General features: G+C 57.2%; 12 protein-coding genes. 1 reads left to right on the plus strand and 11 read right to left on the minus strand.

Annotated elements, in window-relative coordinates:
* Window positions 1-64 precede the first annotated feature (64 nt).
* From AB5Y82_RS12985 to AB5Y82_RS13000, 4 genes are all read right to left on the minus strand, one after another.
* Window positions 65-295 carry a glutaredoxin family protein gene (locus AB5Y82_RS12985; RefSeq protein ID WP_159143735.1) on the minus strand — a complete coding sequence of 77 codons (231 nt, stop codon included), beginning with the start codon at window positions 293-295 and terminating at the stop codon, window positions 65-67.
* On the minus strand, window positions 295-2,490 hold the full coding sequence (gene rlmKL / locus AB5Y82_RS12990) for a bifunctional 23S rRNA (guanine(2069)-N(7))-methyltransferase RlmK/23S rRNA (guanine(2445)-N(2))-methyltransferase RlmL (RefSeq protein ID WP_201296050.1): 2,196 nt from the start codon (window positions 2,488-2,490) through the stop codon (window positions 295-297). Before rlmKL ends, AB5Y82_RS12985 begins: the two co-directional genes overlap by 1 nt.
* 139 nt (window positions 2,491-2,629) lie before the next feature.
* Entirely contained in the window at window positions 2,630-2,755 is a 126-nt protein-coding gene (ykgO, locus tag AB5Y82_RS12995; protein WP_005336596.1) for a type B 50S ribosomal protein L36, read from the minus strand.
* Window positions 2,756-3,019 carry a type B 50S ribosomal protein L31 gene (locus AB5Y82_RS13000; RefSeq protein ID WP_005336598.1) on the minus strand — a complete coding sequence of 88 codons (264 nt, stop codon included), beginning with the start codon at window positions 3,017-3,019 and terminating at the stop codon, window positions 2,756-2,758. It abuts the gene before it with no gap.
* Window positions 3,020-3,091: 72 nt separating this feature from the next.
* Here AB5Y82_RS13000 and AB5Y82_RS13005 point away from each other — a divergent pair, with 72 nt between their 5' ends.
* Window positions 3,092-3,412, plus strand: coding sequence for a hypothetical protein (locus AB5Y82_RS13005; protein WP_159143733.1), 321 nt, complete (start codon window positions 3,092-3,094; stop codon window positions 3,410-3,412).
* On the opposite strand, the gene AB5Y82_RS13010 is transcribed toward AB5Y82_RS13005, so the two are convergent.
* The 7 genes from AB5Y82_RS13010 to proQ form a co-directional block, all read right to left on the minus strand.
* Complete coding sequence (locus tag AB5Y82_RS13010) at window positions 3,400-3,936, minus strand: cell division protein ZapC (protein WP_005336600.1); 537 nt, start codon at window positions 3,934-3,936, stop codon at window positions 3,400-3,402. The two genes, AB5Y82_RS13005 and AB5Y82_RS13010, sit on opposite strands and share 13 nt — an antisense overlap.
* Window positions 3,937-4,026: 90 nt before the next feature.
* A complete protein-coding gene (gene pyrD, locus AB5Y82_RS13015; protein ID WP_005336601.1) occupies window positions 4,027-5,037 on the minus strand; it encodes a quinone-dependent dihydroorotate dehydrogenase in 1,011 nt (336 codons plus the stop codon).
* Window positions 5,038-5,114: 77 nt separating this feature from the next.
* Window positions 5,115-9,953, minus strand: coding sequence for an NAD-glutamate dehydrogenase (locus AB5Y82_RS13020; protein ID WP_368174063.1), 4,839 nt, complete (start codon window positions 9,951-9,953; stop codon window positions 5,115-5,117).
* Between the two features lie 278 nt (window positions 9,954-10,231).
* A complete protein-coding gene (locus AB5Y82_RS13025; RefSeq protein WP_005351919.1) occupies window positions 10,232-10,453 on the minus strand; it encodes a DUF2835 family protein in 222 nt (73 codons plus the stop codon).
* A gap of 70 nt (window positions 10,454-10,523) precedes the next feature.
* The gene (gene pepN, locus AB5Y82_RS13030) at window positions 10,524-13,148 is read right to left on the minus strand and encodes an aminopeptidase N (protein WP_368174064.1); all 2,625 of its coding nucleotides are present in this window, start codon (window positions 13,146-13,148) and stop codon (window positions 10,524-10,526) included.
* 144 nt (window positions 13,149-13,292) lie between these two features.
* Window positions 13,293-15,308, minus strand: a complete 2,016-nt coding sequence (gene prc, locus AB5Y82_RS13035) for a carboxy terminal-processing peptidase (RefSeq protein WP_005351922.1) — start codon at window positions 15,306-15,308, stop codon at window positions 13,293-13,295.
* 8 nt (window positions 15,309-15,316) lie between these two features.
* Window positions 15,317-15,955: an RNA chaperone ProQ gene (gene proQ / locus AB5Y82_RS13040; protein WP_005351923.1), complete on the minus strand. Its 639-nt coding sequence runs from the start codon at window positions 15,953-15,955 to the stop codon at window positions 15,317-15,319.
* Window positions 15,956-16,005: the final 50 nt, after the last annotated feature.

Genomic DNA, 16,005 nt, shown 5'->3' on the forward strand with positions numbered 1-16,005 from the left:
TTATTTCATATGAAAAAAACGGGCAGCAGACTGGGTCTGCCCCCGTTTTATCGTCAAATCACTCTCACCCCTGACGGGCGGCCCAGCTTTTGAGCTCGGCCAGTGTGAAGGGCCAACCGAGCTCGCGGCCCGCCTCGTCACACAGTACCGGAATGCGCACCCGATAGGCGGCAAGCCACTGCTCATCATCCATGATGTCGCACTGGCGGGTGGCGGTGGCAAGACCAGCCTCCTCCACCAGCGCCCAGGCCTGCTCGCACAGGTGGCAACCGTCGGTATGAAACAGGGTCAGCATCACGCCTCGCCTTGCTCCGGCGCATGGGTGATGATCCAGCAGTTGTGGATGTGCTGGTTACGTTCGAAATCCTTCGGTCGCGTCTTCTGGGTGATGTTCTGGGCCTTGAGACCAGTGGCCTCGAGACCAGCCAGATCCATCTTGAAGTGACGCTTGTTGTTGGAGAAGACCAGGGTGCCATCGGCCGCCAGCAGACGCTTCAGGTGCTGCATCAGCAGCAGGTGATCGCGCTGTACGTCGAAGCTCTCGTCCATCCGCTTGGAGTTGGAGAAGGTGGGCGGATCGATGAAGATGAGGTCGTACTGCTCATCGGCTTCCGACAGCCACTTCAGGCAATCGGCCTGGACAAACTTGTGCTGACGGCCCACCAGCGAGTTGAGGCGCATGTTGTCCTGCGCCCAGTTCAGGTAGGTGTGGGACATGTCGACCGTGGTGGTCTCGCTGGCACCGCCAAGACCTGCATGCACGGTGGCACTGCCGGTATAGGCAAAGAGGTTCAGGAAGCGCTTGCCCTTGGCAATCTGGCCCAGCATGCGGCGAGTCTGACGGTGGTCGAGGAACAGGCCGGTATCGAGGTAGTCGTAGAGGTTGACCCACAGACGGGCGCCGTACTCCTGCACTTCCATCCGGTGCTGCTCTTCGGAGAGCTTCTGATACTGCTGTTTACCTTCTTGACGCTCGCGCACCTTCAGGATCACCTTCTCGCCGTCCATCCCGGTCACCTTGATGGCGGCCTGAACCATGTCGAGCAGACGCTGACGGGTCTTCTGGGCGGGGATGTCCTTGGGCGCGGCATACTCCTGCACCACCAGATAGTCCTGATAGCGGTCGATGGCGGCGTTGTATTCCGGCAAGTCGGCATCGTAGATGCGATAGCAATCGATGCCCTCTTTGTTGGCCCACTTCTCGAGGGTTTTCAGATTCTTGCGCAGACGGTTTGCAAAGTCCTGTGCCACCTCTTTTTGGGAAGCCACGGAGTCCAGTGCGATCTGGTAGTTACGCAGCTGACACTCGAGGGCGCCGTTGAACAGGCGATATTGCTTGTCGGCGCGCAGGCGCAGACAGCTAAGCAGCTCGGGCGATGCGGAAAGAATGGAGACTTTCCAACCCTGGAAGCTGCGACGCAGGGCATCGCCAAGGGCCTGATGCACTTCCAACAGCGCCGGGAACTCGCCAAGACGCTCGCCATAAGGCGGGTTGGAGATCAGCATACCGACCTGGCGGGCCTCCCCTTGACCTTCTTCCCCTTCAACAGGGGCAGGCATCGGCAGCGGGTTTTCCAGCTTGGTGACATCGGCTTGCTTGAAGGTGATGAGATGCGCTACACCGGCCGCTTTGGCGTTATCACGGGCTTTGAGCAGCACACGCTGGTCGGCATCACAACCAAACAGTTTTACTTCGCAACGCTGCATGCCGCGTTTGGCTCGCACTTGCGCTTCCATCATCAGGCTTTGCCACAGCTCGCTATCGTGCTGCAGCCAGCGATCGAAACCGAAGCGCTCGCGGCGCAGCGCCGGTGCCATGTCGGCGGCGATAAAGGCCGCTTCAATCAGCAAGGTACCGGAACCGCACATCGGGTCCATCATGGGCTCACCGGCCCAGCCGCTACGGGCAATCATGGCGCAGGCCAGGTTCTCTTTGAGCGGAGCTTCACCGGTGCCCTGACGATAGAAACGCTGATGCAACGCCGGGCCTGACAAGTCCAGCGTGATATTGGCCTTGCCTTTGCCCAGGTGCGCCATGATGCGAATATCCGGCGACTTCTTGTCCACGTCCGGACGCACGTGACCGCGCTTGGTGAAGCGGTCGACGATGGCATCCTTGATCTTCAGCGCGCCATATTGGGTATTGCGAATGGCAGGGTTGGTACCGGTAAAGTCCACCGCGATGGTAGAGGTACCGGAGAAGTGCTCTTCCCAGGGGATTGTGTGGGCGCCCAGATAGAGATCCAGGTCATCGTTCATCTGGAATTCGGAGAGCACCAGCACGATGCGGGAAGCAAAACGGCTCCACAGGCAGGCCTTGTAGCCAATCGCCAGTTCGCCTTTGAAGTGGACGCCAGCCACGGTCTCACGGACCTGCTCTGCGCCAAGATTGGTCAGCTCATCGGCCAACAGGTTTTCCAGCCCCTTGGGGCAGGTTGCAAAAAATTCTTTCATCACGCTCACGGGGAACCCATAAAAATAGTGCCGCATTATACCTCATCAGGCGGGCTGGAGCATGCAAAAGTCGGCGCAAACAGCAGGATGGAAACAGATTGATAGGTGGCGAAAAGGTAAAAGGCCCCATGACTACCCGATGGCGAGATCATGGGGCCAGACATCATCTAACGAATCACTTCATGCGAGCCTTGAAACGGGGATTGCTTTTGCAAATCACGAACAATTTTCCCCGACGACGCACCAACTGACAATCGGGATGACGTGCCCGTGCGGATTTGAGTGAACAGACGACCTGCATTCAGGACTCCTTCTTGCTTGAAAATGCGCCAAAGCGCTTGTTGAAACGGGCCACACTCCCCTCGCTCGATACCTGCTTCTGCTTGCCGGTATAGAACGAGTGCGACTGGCTGGAAACATCGAGCGATACATAGGGATACTCCTTCCCGTCTTGCCACGTATAGCGGCGATCGCTCTTGATGGTTGAACCGACCAGGAAAAAGGCATCTGCCGCCGTGTCATGGAACAGCACCAAACGATAATCAGGATGAATATGAGGCTTCATGGCAACTCCATTTTGTTATGTTATAACAAAATGTAAGTGAGAATAGCTCTCGTTTCAAGCATAAAATGTCGTATGAAGAAAATCGCTGCAGTGAGTGATGTGTTGACACTGAGGTGGAGGCACTACGCAAGCAGAACGAAACAAGAGGAAGGCACCATGCTTGCAGCACGGAAGACCAAGATACTGCGTGGGTCAGAATACAAGGTGCAAGAGGATGTAATAAGCCTCAGGAGAGGCTGGATCACAACCATGAAGATCAATCAGAATGGGCAAGATGTTCGCGGATCAATGAAGTATCAGAAACGAGGCGCGATTGAGGTGACAACAGTAAAAAGAGGCAGCGGTGTAATCACAGAGATAAAAAGATTGATGAAAATATATCAACTGACCTGACGATATTGCTCGGTCACGGTAATACGCGGCTTCATCCGGTTATTCATCACCTTGATCACCCCGAAACGCGGCAAGGTTTTACTGGTGGTCAATACCAGATCGGCAGTGAGGTTCAAACAGACGCTAGCCTGATCCCCTGCCTCAATGACCATAAATTCGCCGTTGCCATGAGGTGTATTCATCAGGACCAGATCACCGTTTTGCGGGATCACTTGCGGATGCTGTTCACTAAAAAACCAGCTTTGCGGCATCAGAGGTTTATAAAAGCGACTGACCGCGATAGCATTAAGCACCAGTTGCACCTGATGGGGAATACTCCACTCAAGTTCGGCTGCTTTATCCATCAACTGATAATAGAGGGCGGCATCATCGACACAAAAAGGTTGGGTCGTAAACGAGCTGGGCACCAATTGCCGCCCTTTATACTCGGTCGCAAATAACATGTTATCAGACAGGTCCAACATCAGACGGTCACTCTGGGCATCATAGTGCCATTGCCAGCTATCGGTCGGTTGGATAAACATGTTGGAGCCCTTACTTGATAATTACCAGTTGACTTTATTCCATATGCAGGAAATCAGCAACGTCAAATAAAGGGCTCCACCATCTATTTCTTAAATATTGGTCACAATCTCTTTGACCAGCCCCGGCCCTTTATAAATAAAGCCGCTATAAATTTGTACCAGACTGGCACCGGCGGCCAATTTTTCACGGGCGGCCATGGCACTATCAATACCACCCACCCCGATAATTGGCAGAGCACCATTGAGCGCCTTGGCCAGATGGCGGATCACCTCGGTACTCTTGTGTTGCAGCGGACGACCGCTCAAGCCACCCGCTTCACCGGCATGAGGCATGTCATAAATCATCTCGCGCTCGAGGGTGGTATTGGTGGCGATAACCCCATCAATGCCATTACGCACCAGCGAAGCGGCCACCTGATCTATTTCTTCAAGGCTTAAATCCGGGGCAATTTTAACCGCCAGCGGCACATACTTTTTATATTGGGCGGCCAACTCTTGCTGGCGCACCTTGAGAGCTGCCAGCAATTCATCCAGCGCCTCGCCATATTGCAGTGAACGCAAACCCGGGGTGTTGGGGGAAGAGATATTGACGGCAATATAACCGGCATGATCATAAACCTTGTCCATGCAGATCAGGTAATCATCCTTGCCCTGTTCGATGGGAGTGTCTTTGTTTTTGCCGATATTAATGCCGATGACCCCCTGATATTTGGCCTCTTTTACCTTGGCCACCAGATGATCCACCCCCTTGTTGTTGAATCCCATCCGGTTGATGATCCCCTCTGCCGGAATAACCCGGAACAGGCGGGGCTTGTCATTGCCGCTTTGGGGTCTGGGGGTGACGGTACCGACCTCGATAAAGCCAAATCCCATGGCGCCCAGCGCGTCAATGCACTCACCATCTTTATCCAGACCGGCCGCCAATCCCACCGGATTGGCAAAAGAAAGCCCCATGACAGTGACGGGGCGTTTCGGCAAATTCTGGCGGAAGAAACAATCGAGTGGCGTACCGAGAAGGCGGGGCAAATATTTCATGGAGAGATCGTGAGCCTGTTCCGGATTGAGTTTGAACAGGAAATGCCTGGCGATGGGGTACAACATCTTTGCTCCTTAAAGAAAGCCCCGGCAACTGGCCGGGGCTTTGGGTGTAATGTCGGTGTCATGCCTTAATCTGGCAATTAAAGTGCCCGACAATTCAACTGGAGCAGGTTCAACTCTCGCAAGGCCACCGAGAACTTGGCGAACTCGTGAGTACTGGTGGTCTTGAAGTCGGCCAACATGTGGGTCCAACGGGACAAGAGTTGCTCATGCTCCGAAATCCAGTCGGCCAGTATGGTAGCGCATTCTCCCTGATCTTTGCACCCTTCCAGTACCACAGAAGTGAGACTGCGTTGCTGCCAGTCAAGATCTTCGCGGAAGGAGGCTCGCGCCATCGCCTGCCAGTGGTTGCCGACCGGCTGATGGTTGATCTGGTCGAGGAACCAGTGCAGATCCAGTTTGGCACCGAGGCGATAGTAAACATTGGCGGCACGCAGGATATCGGTCTTGTGCTCGGCGGCAATCTGCGCCAGATCCAGACTGGAGAAGAGGCTGCTCATATGGGCGACCTGACGGGCAATGGCTTCAGGCACCTGTTTCTCCATCCACTTGGCAACAGCCTGACGATGCTCGGCCACTTCGCTCTCATCCATCACCTCGTAGAGGTGCTTCCCTAAGGTCTCGAACGCTGGACGGAAGAAGGCGATGTTCTCGCTGATGCTCCAGCTGCGATTGCGGGCGCGCAGGAACCAGCGGGTGGCACGGCGCACGATCCGGCGGCTGTAGAACATCAGCTCGAGCTGAGTCTGGGCATCCACCAGGTTGTCGCACCCTTCGATATCGCGCCACAGCTGGTTCATGCCAAACACTTCGCGGGCCATGGCAAAGCAGCAGGCCACTTCGGCGACCGAGGCACCGGTTTCGTCCTTCATCCGGCTGGCGAAGTTGAGCCCCATGTCGTTAACCAGCATGTTGGCCACCCGGGTAGCGATGATCTCGCCGCGTAGCGGGTGATCGGCCAGCTGGGCACCAAACTGCTGCTGCACTTTGGCCGGGAAGCTGGTGACCAGCATGTTGGCCAGGAACGGTTCGTCGGTCACTTCCGGGCAATTGAGCTGCTCTTTCAGCACCATCTTGCCGTAGGCCACCAGCACCGCCAGTTCGGGGCGGGTCAGCCCCTGCCCTGCCGCCATCCGTTCGGAGAGCTCCTCGTCAGAGGGAAGGAACTCGAGCGCACGATCGAGCTTGCCTTCCCGCTCCAGCCCCTGAATAAAGCGCTGCTGCTCTTTCAGTTGTTCAGAGCCGCGGAAGCTGGTGACCGAGATGGACTGAGACTGGCGATAGGCGTTGGTGATCACGATCTGCGCCACGTCGTCGGTCATCTCATAGAGCATCTGGTTACGCTGCTTGAGGGTCAGATCCCCTGCCGCCACCAACTGGTTCAGCAGGATCTTGATGTTCACCTCATTGTCGGAGCAATCCACCCCCCCCACGTTGTCGGTAAAATCGGTATTGATGCGACCGCCCTGACTGGCGTACTCCACCCGACCAAGCTGGGTAAAGCCGAGGTTGCCCCCCTCACCCACGATACGGGCCCGCAAATCGCGACCATTGACCCGCAATGCGTCATTGCTGCGATCGCCCACTTCCCCATCGCTCTCGCGAGCGCTCTTCACGTAGGTGCCGATGCCGCCATTCCACAGCAGGTCGACATTCAGGCAAATCAGCGCCTTGATCAGCTCGTTCGGCGCCATGCTGGTCTTGTCGGTGCCGAGCATGGTCTGCATCTCGGGGCTGAGCTTGATGGACTTGGCCGAGCGCAGGAAGATGCCGCCCCCTTGTGATATCAGCTCGCGGTTGTAGTCATCCCAGCTGGAGCCCGGCAGATCGAACAGGCGCTGGCGCTCGACAAAACTCTTGGCCGCATCCGGAGCGGGGTCAACAAAGATGTGCATGTGGTTGAACGCACCCACCAGCCGGGTGTGCTCGGAGAGCAGCATGCCATTGCCGAACACGTCGCCGGCCATGTCCCCAATCCCCACGCAAGTGAAGTCGGTGGTCTGGCAGTTGACGCCGATCTCGCGGAAGTGGCGCTTGACCGACTCCCAGGCACCACGGGCGGTGATGCCCATCTTCTTGTGGTCGTAACCGACCGAGCCGCCGGAGGCGAACGCATCACCGAGCCAGTGACCGTATTCGAGACTGATCTCGTTGGCAATATCCGAGAAGGTAGCAGTCCCCTTGTCGGCAGCAACCACCAGGTAGTAGTCATCCTCATCGTGACGCACCACGGATTTCGGCGGGATCACCTCGCCGCCAATGATGTTGTCAGTCACATCGAGCAGACCGCGAATAAACAGGCGATAGCAGGCCTTGCCCTCCTCCTGAATAACGGCACGGGGGGCGCCTGCCGGCATCTGTTTGCAGTAGAAGCCGCCCTTGGCCCCCACCGGCACAATGACGGTGTTCTTCACCTGTTGGGCTTTCACCAGACCCAGCACTTCAGTACGGAAATCTTCTTTACGATCGGACCAGCGCAGGCCGCCACGGGCAACCTTGCCCCAGCGCAGATGCACCCCTTCCACTCGCGGCGAATAGACGAAGATCTCGAATTTCGGCAGCGGCAGCGGCATGTCGGTGATGCTGGAGGGTGCCAGTTTGAAGGAGATATAGGGCTTGATGTTGCCCGCCTTGTCCAGCTGGTAGTAGTTGGTGCGCAGGGTGGCGTCGATCATCTCCACATAGCGGCGAATGATGCGATCGTCATCCAGGTTGGCCACCTGATCCAGCTTGGCGGCAAGCTCTTCGTGCAGCTTGGCCTGTACCTGGGCGTCCTGCTTGCCGGCTGGGTCGAGGCGTTGCTCAAACAGGGTAAACAGCAGCTGGGCGATGTCGGGGTAGCGGGTCAGGGTCTCTTCGATATAGGACTGGCTGAAGGAGACGCCAGTCTGGCGCATGTATTTGGCATAGGCTCGCAGCACCGACACCTGGCGCCCGGTGAGACCCGCCCCCAATACCAGCCGGTTGAAGCCATCATCTTCCAGCTGCTTGTTCCAGATGGCGGCAAACGCCTGCTGGAAGCGCTGCTGGCTCTGGGCCAGATCAAAGGGCTGCTCGCCATGCAGCAGCATGGAGAAGTCGAGGATCCAGAACAGATCACCGCCCGGAGTGCGAACCTGATACGGAGTCTCGCCGATCACCCGCAGTCCCATGTTCTCAAGCATCGGCAACACGTCTGAAAGGTGAATGGGTTCGGTGCGATGGAACAGCTTGAGCCGTACCCGACGGTCGTTCTCCTCCTCCTGCGCGCGGTAAAACAGCATCCCCAGCGGCTCGGCTTCGCTCAGGTTATCGAGCGCCATGATGTCGGCCACGGCCGAGCCCGGCAATACATCCTCCTTGTAAGCACGGGGGAATGCGGTGCTGAAACGGCGGCGCAGCTCGTTGCCACGGGCCTCGCCATAGTGAGAGAGCAGCACGGAGTCGAGTCGGTCGTCCCAGCTGCGGGCCGCTTCAATCAGGTTGTTCTGTACTTCGTTCACATCCACATCCACGTTGTTGTTGTTGACCCGCACTATGTAGTGGGTCCGCGCCAGCACGCCTTCGGTGAAGTAGACGTTGAACTCCACCTCTTCGTTGCTGCCAAAATATTTCTGCAAAATTTGCTGGGTTTTGATCCGCAGCGCCGTGTTGTAGCGCTCCTTGGTGACATAGACCATGCAGGAGAAGAAACGGCCGTACACATCGCGGCGCACGAACAGCCGCAGCATGTCCCGCTCCTGCATCTCCAGCACCCCAAGGCCGGTAGCCAACAGCTCCTCTTCGCGGGCCTGGATCAGCTCGTCACGGGGATAGGTTTCCAATACGTTCAGCAGCGCCTTGTAGGCGTGGGAGCCCTTCTCATGACCGGAGGCGGCCATGATGCGCTCGAGACGATGGCTGATGAGCGGGATCTGGGTCGCGCTGGTGTTGTAGATGGAAGAGGCGTAGAGGCCGATGAAGCGATCTTCCCCGATCACCTTGCCATGCTCGTCAAAGCGCTTGATGCCGATGTAATCCACATAGGCCGGACGGTGCACCCGGGACTTGCTGTTGGATTTGGTGAGGATCAGCAGGTCAGAACTCAGGGCGGCGTGACGGGCGCTGGCCGGCATATTGCCAAGGCGCTGGCCCACCTCCTTGATGGAGTTTTTCATCAGCCCCAGGCTGGAGCTCGCCTGCGGCAGGATCTCGTGATCCCCCTCCACTGCCTTGACGTCGTAACGGCGATAGCCCATCAGGGTGAAGTTGTGGGCAGCCACCCATTTAAGGAAAGCAACGCAGGAGGCCACCTCCTCCTTGCTGACCGGGTGCTTGCGCTTGGGCAGTTCGTCGATGATCTCATTGAGCTTGGCCAGCATGGGCTGCCAGTCGCCCACGGCAAGCGCCACTTCACCGGCCACCGAGTTGAGCTCGGCAGCCAGCGCGGCCATCTGCTCCTCGCTGGTGAGGTGATCGATCTCGATAAGGAATGCCGTTTCAACCGAGGTCTGCCCGTCGGTGTTGTCGAGTTCCAGAATGGCGTCAATCTTGCCATCCGCACCGCGAATGAGGTGCAGCGGTTGGTGCAGCATCATGTGGGCGGTGATATTGAGCCGTTTAAGCGCCATCCGGATGGAGTCCACCAGGAAGGGCGAGTCCTGCAGGATCACCTCGACGATGGTATGGGGCGATTGCCAGCCGTGACGGGTCAGCTCGGGATTGTAGACCCGGATGTAGGGATCGGTACCGCTGCGCTGATTGAGGGCATTCCACAGGCTCAGGGCCGCGCCGTAGAGATCGCTGTCATTGCGATCGTGCAGATCGGAGCTCGCCATGTTGCCGTAGAACTTGGCAACGAAGCGCTCGACCAGAGAGGCGCTGTTTTTGGGCAACTTCTGATGGATCAGGCTGAGAACGTTTTCGAGCAGAACTGAGGTAGGGGCGTCTTTCAATGCCATTTTTATATTCCTTATCGGACGACATTAACCACCGACGCAGAGGCAACCACCCTGGTTACCCGCTGGTGCAGAGTTGTTGCGAAGTGTAATGGCTTGGCTAAGGGAAGGCGAGGAAAGGTGCTAATGAGATGTTAAAAACAAGGTGCAGATCACGGCTTAAACTGTGAGAAATTTTGCAAATAACCAAAAATACAGAAATTCCCACTACCTTTGTGCCAGTTTACCGGATAGATAGTGACGCAAAGCAGATAAACAGTCGGTAATCTGTTCGATTTTTGTTAATTTATGCGTTCGAGACTGATAAAGCGGTAATCGTCCTGGGTTTTCAGCCGAAAGTAGCCATGCACACCATTGATGGCGACAAAGGGGCGTATTTTTTCTATGCCAAGTTCCAGGGTCAATCCCTGTTCGCTGCGCACCACCAGCCGTCTGGCATGGCCCTGATACATCAGCATCACCTCATCGCTATTCAATGAGAGCCGAAAAGTAAACTGCTTCACGCTTGCTCCTGATCACACGACAAATCACACAATAGGGGCAGGCGCATTCACGCCCCTGCCCCGTCGATACTTACTGCTGTAGCGCCTTGCTGACCTTCTCGAACAGATCCCGTGCCAACCCCTCAAGGTTGGCAAGACGGGTCAGCTCGGCGCGGATCAGCGCCTTGCGCGCCTCATCCAATCGCTTGAACTGGATAAGCGGCGTGATGAGGCGGGAAGCGACCTGCGGGTTGACCTCGTTGAGCTCGATCAACAGATCGGTCAGGAAACGGTAACCGCTGCCATCCACCGCATGGAACTGCACCTGATTGCTCATGGCGAAGCTGCCGATCAGCGCCCGCAGCCGGTTCGGGTTGCGAATACTGAAAGTGGGGTGATTCATCGCCTGTTTCACTTCGCTCAGTACATCGGCAGCTGGTTTGCTGCCAATCAGCCGCAGCCAGTTGTCCAGCACCAGTCCATCCTTGGCCCACTTGCCTTCAAAGTCGGCCAGCAGCGCAGCGCGGCATGGCAACAGATAGCCGTTGGCTACCTGCAGCGCCGCCAGGGTGTCGGTCATGTTGTCGGCAGTTGCATACTGCTCGCGCACCAGCGCATCGGCATGCTCCACATCCAGCGCCGCCAGATAGCCGAGCACTACCCCTTTGAGGGCCCGTTTGGCCATGTCGGCATGCACCACCTGATAGCCGCTCAGACGCAGACTCTGATAGGTCGCCGCCAAGCGCGCACCAAAGGCCTCGGCAAGACGGGTGTGGATAGCGTCGCGCACCTGATGGATGGCATCGATATCGGCCACCTCGAACAGCTCGGCCAGGGTCGCCTCACCGGGCAGCGCCAGGATCTCCGCCTTGAGGGCCAAATCGAGATCGCTATCGTCAAGAATGGCGACGAAGGCGGCCAGCAGGGTTTGGGAGAGTTCAACCCCCTGCCCGTGCTGGACCCGCGCCACTCCGTCGATGACCGCTTTGTTGATCAGCATCTGGGCCGCATCCCAGCGGGCAAACTCGTTGCGGGCAAAGCGCATCAGAAAGGCGAGCGCTTCGTCGCTGTAGTCATAGTGCAGCTTGACCGGCGCGGAGAAGTCCCGCAGCAGGGAGGGAACCGGCTTGACCGGCACCCGATCGAATTCGAAGGTCTGCTCCGCTTCCAGCACGTCGAGCACGTTGCCGATGGCCTTGCCCTGATACTGCAACGGGATGACGGCACCCTGCTCGTCATAAAGCTCGATATCGAGGGGGATGTGCAGCGGCAGCTTTTGCGGTTGATCCTGAGTCGGCGGGGTGTGCTGGCTCACATGGAGGCGATAGATACCGCTGGCGGCATCATACTCGTCGGTAACGGTCAGCTCGGGGGTGCCGGACTGGCTGTACCAGCGACGGAAACGGCAGAGATCGACACCGGAAGCATCCTCCATCGCCTGCACGAAATCATCGCAAGTAGCGGCCGAGCCGTCGTGACGCTCGAAGTAGAGACGCATACCGGCCTGGAAGGCATCTTCCCCCAGCAGGGTATGCATCATGCGGATCACTTCTGACCCTTTTTCATAAACGGTCAGGGTGTAGAAGTTGTTCATCTCGATCACCACATCCGGGCGGATCGGGTGTGCCATGGGGCCGGCATCTTCGGCAAACTGCGGGCCGCGCATGGTACGCACGTTGTTGATGCGGTTGACGCCACGGGAGCCAAGATCGGAGGAGAACTCCTGATCCCGGAATACCGTCAGTCCCTCTTTCAGGCTGAGCTGGAACCAGTCACGACAGGTGACGCGGTTGCCGGTCCAGTTGTGGAAATATTCGTGACCGATCACCCGTTCGATACCGTGGTAGTCGCTGTCGGTGGCGGTGGCCGGATTGGCCAGCACGAACTTGGAGTTGAAGATGTTGAGCCCCTTGTTCTCCATGGCGCCCATATTGAAGAAGTCCACCGCAACGATCATGTAGATGTCGAGATCATACTCGAGGCCGAAACGCTGCTCGTCCCAGCGCATGGAGTTGATGAGGCTCTCCATGGCAAAACCGGCGCGATCGAGGTTGCCCTTGTCGACGAAGATCTCGAGGGCCACCTTGCGACCGCTCTTGGTGGTGTAGTTGCTGCGCTCCACATCGAAATCACCGGCCACCAGCGCAAACAGGTAGCTCGGTTTGGGGAAAGGATCCTGCCACTGCACGAAGTGACGGCCACCATCCAGATCACCGCTATCGACCTTGTTGCCGTTGGAGAGCAGGAAGGGGAACTGGGCTTTGTCGGCGGTAATGCGGGTGCTGTAGCGCGCCAGAATGTCGGGGCGGTCCAGATAATAGGTGATGCGGCGAAAGCCCTCCGCTTCACACTGGGTGCAGTAGGCATCACCCGATTTGTAAAGCCCTTCCAGCGCGGTGTTGGCAGCCGGATCCAGCAGGGTGACAATGGTCAGCACACATTCGGCCGGCAGGTTGAACAGGGTCAGACTGCTCTCGCCTTGCTCGTAGTGGTCACAGGGAATGCCATCAATGGCAACGCTCTTGAGGGTCAGCTGCTCACCATCGAGGACGAGCGGCGCATTGTGCTCGCCGTTGCGACGAATGCGAGTGATGGCGGTGACCTGGGTCAGCGGCTCCTGCAGTTGGAAATCGAGGTCGATGGTGTCGATCCAGTAGAGCGGCGCCTGATAATCCTGGCGATATTTGGCCGTCATGGCCTGAGAGTGATCGGTCATTATTGTCTGCTTCCACGCTTGTTAAAGGCGAGAAAGAGGCTGTCACAACCAACTGGCGGGGTCAAACAATTTGCATTACGTCAGATACGCCAGACAAAAAGAAAGGGCGACCGAAGTCGCCCTTGTGCATTACAGGTCGCTTTGTCAGCTGCGTTTGCTGACCTTGGCCAGATCCGCCGTGATATTGGCCGCTTCGATGAGATACTCATCGGGCGCTTCAAAATCAGCGGGCAGTTCATCCAGACTCTTCACCGCCGGCTTGCCAAGACGTGCCAGACGCTCGTTGGTACGTTTGAGCGCTTTCTCATCCTGTTTCGCCTGCTCTGCAACACGCTCCGCCTCGTTGAGGGAGACCGACTTCTTGTCTTTCTCCTCCTTGTAGTCGGCGATGTCCTGCATCACATAGGCAAACTCGGGATCCTTGGCGATCCGGGCATCGTGCGCCGCCTGCAACTTGGGCAGTACGCTGGCGAAGTTGCCGAGTTTCTCGTAGTTGGCGGAGGCAATCTTGTCCCACGGCAACGCATTGAACTCACGGCTTTCGCCCGTCTCTTCCGGAGCAACCGGTGTCGGGAAGCTGATATCCGGTGCAACGCCCTTGTTCTGGGTGCTGCCACCGTCGATCCGGTAGAACTTGGCGATGGTGTACTGCACGTGACCCAGCGGCTGCTCGTAGAAGTCATAGACCTTGGCGAGACTGCGATGCTGCTGCACCGTCCCCTTGCCGAACGAGTTTTCACCCAGGATCAGGGCGCGGCCATAATCCTGCATGGCAGCAGCGAAGATCTCGGAGGCCGAGGCACTGTAGCGGTCGATCATCACCGACATCGGGCCGCCGTAGTAGACGTTGCCATCGTCATCGCCATTGACCGTGATACGGCCCATATGATCACGAATTTGCACCACGGGACCGCTGGCAAAGAAGAGACCGCTCAGGGCGGAGGCTTCGGTCAGGGCGCCACCGCCATTACCGCGCAGATCGATGATCAGACCATCGATCTTCTTCTTGTTCAGGCTGGAGAGCTCCTTGATCACGTCGTCGTGCAGATTGACGTAGAAACTCGGAATCTCGATGACGCCAATTTTCTTGCCTTCGGCGTTAATCACCTTGGACTTGGCAGCCCGGTCTTCAAGGCGCACCTTGTCGCGGGTCAGCTCGATCTGCTCGGTCTTGGCAGTTGCGCCCTTGCCGCGCTGGATCTCCAGCTTGACCTTGCTCCCTTTGGGCCCCTTGATGAGCTCGACCACGTCATCAAGACGCCAGCCGATCACATCGACAATCTTGCCATCTTCCTGCCCCACCCCGGTGATCTTGTCATCGGGTTTGAGGTGGTTGGATTTGGCAGCCGGGCCACCGGGCACCAGAGAACGGATGACGGTAAAGTCATCTTCCGCCTGCAACACGGCACCAATCCCCTCCAGCGAGAGGTTCATCTCGGTGTTGAAACGATCGGCACTGCGCGGTGAGAGGTAACTGGTGTGCGGTTCGATGGCGCGAGCGAAGGAGTTCATGAAGAGCTGGAAGACATCTTCGCTCTCGGTCTGGGACATCCGCTTGATGGCGTTGTTGTAACGCTTGCCAAGCAGCTCCTTGATCTCGGGCCACTCCTTGCCGCTGAGCTTGAGACTCAGGGCATCGAACTTGACCCGCTGACGCCACAGCTCGTTGAGCTCTGCTTCATCTTTGGGCCAAGCCGCCCCTTCCCGATCAAACACATAGTTGTCGGTCTGGGTAAAATCGAAAGGAGTATCAAGCAGTTTGAGGGCGTATTCGAACCGCTCATAACGCCGCTGCTGACTCAGGTTGAACATCTCGTAGGCGGGAGCCAGACGGCCTCTTTCGAGGTCGGTGTCAAAACCGTTACGGTACTTTTCAAAACGGCTGATATCAGAGGCCAAAAACAGGTTGCGGCTGTAGTCCAGATTCTCCAGATATTTATCGAAAATCACGGAGGAAAAGGCATCGTCCAGCTTGAACTGTTTGTAGTGCGAGCGGGTAAACAGATTGGTAATTCGCTTGCTGGCCGTAGCATGTTGGCTCTCTTGAGCCAACACAGGCAAATCACTCTCCTTGAGCACCGGCTCGATGGCCTGTGCAAGCCCGGCAAGCGCCAGGCTACAGGCAACGAGGGAAAAACGAATTACGCCATGCTTCAACATTTGTCTCCTTAGAGAACCAAGTGCTCTGATTTGACCCGCACCATCATGCCGGTCTGCAGTTGGACCTGTACATCGTCCTTGGTTACTTCCTTGATGGTTGCCGGAACCGGGAATTTACCCATAACGACGCGCACATCCTGGCCCACTTTCAGCGTAGCGGCATCCACTTTAACCAGCGGAGCGTCAGCGACCGGTGCCTTGGCGGCAGCTTTCGGCTTGGCAGCTACATCAGCTTTCTCGGTTTTGCGCACAGCAGGACGACGGGGCTTCTTGGCCTTCTCATCCTTCTCTTTGGTATTGGTACGACGGCTGGCGAATACGCGCTCTTTGCTCTCTTTCAGAGCTTGCTTGGCGTGCTCGATGTGCTCTTCGGTCAGCAGCTCACCCGGGTTGCCATCCAGATCAACGCGAGCCTGGCCAGCTTTGAGACCGTGCAGATAGCGCCAGCTGGAGGTGTATTGACGCAGTGCGGAACGCAGCATGGTCTTGGAGACTCTGGCATCGTCAGCAAGACGCTCGGCCAAATCCTGGAAGATGCCAATCTTGAGCGGCTTGGCCTCTCCTTCAGCAACGAAGCAGGCCGGGAATTTCTCGACCAGGTAGGCAACGATCTCTTTACTGTTCTTCAGCTTCTCAGTGTTTTCCATGTATAACCTTGGCTTTCATATAAACGCACGGGCACGTCCCGAGCACAACA

Origin of the sequence: Aeromonas sp. s13 (assembly GCF_040907905.1) — a bacterium.
Lineage (GTDB): Bacteria > Pseudomonadota > Gammaproteobacteria > Enterobacterales > Aeromonadaceae > Aeromonas > Aeromonas veronii.

What these genes read in the sequence shown, in the direction of transcription:
- AB5Y82_RS12985 (WP_159143735.1), bottom strand. Translation starts at nt 295, where the DNA reads ATGCTGACCCTGTTTCATACCGACGGTTGCCACCTGTGCGAGCAGGCC.
- rlmKL (WP_201296050.1), bottom strand. Translation starts at nt 2,490, where the DNA reads ATGCGGCACTATTTTTATGGGTTCCCCGTGAGCGTGATGAAAGAATTT.
- ykgO (WP_005336596.1), bottom strand. Translation starts at nt 2,755, where the DNA reads ATGCAGGTCGTCTGTTCACTCAAATCCGCACGGGCACGTCATCCCGAT.
- AB5Y82_RS13000 (WP_005336598.1), bottom strand. Translation starts at nt 3,019, where the DNA reads ATGAAGCCTCATATTCATCCTGATTATCGTTTGGTGCTGTTCCATGAC.
- AB5Y82_RS13005 (WP_159143733.1), top strand. Translation starts at nt 3,092, where the DNA reads ATGAAGAAAATCGCTGCAGTGAGTGATGTGTTGACACTGAGGTGGAGG.
- AB5Y82_RS13010 (WP_005336600.1), bottom strand. Translation starts at nt 3,936, where the DNA reads ATGTTTATCCAACCGACCGATAGCTGGCAATGGCACTATGATGCCCAG.
- pyrD (WP_005336601.1), bottom strand. Translation starts at nt 5,037, where the DNA reads ATGTTGTACCCCATCGCCAGGCATTTCCTGTTCAAACTCAATCCGGAA.
- AB5Y82_RS13020 (WP_368174063.1), bottom strand. Translation starts at nt 9,953, where the DNA reads ATGGCATTGAAAGACGCCCCTACCTCAGTTCTGCTCGAAAACGTTCTC.
- pepN (WP_368174064.1), bottom strand. Translation starts at nt 13,148, where the DNA reads ATGACCGATCACTCTCAGGCCATGACGGCCAAATATCGCCAGGATTAT.
- prc (WP_005351922.1), bottom strand. Translation starts at nt 15,308, where the DNA reads ATGTTGAAGCATGGCGTAATTCGTTTTTCCCTCGTTGCCTGTAGCCTG.
- proQ (WP_005351923.1), bottom strand. Translation starts at nt 15,955, where the DNA reads ATGGAAAACACTGAGAAGCTGAAGAACAGTAAAGAGATCGTTGCCTAC.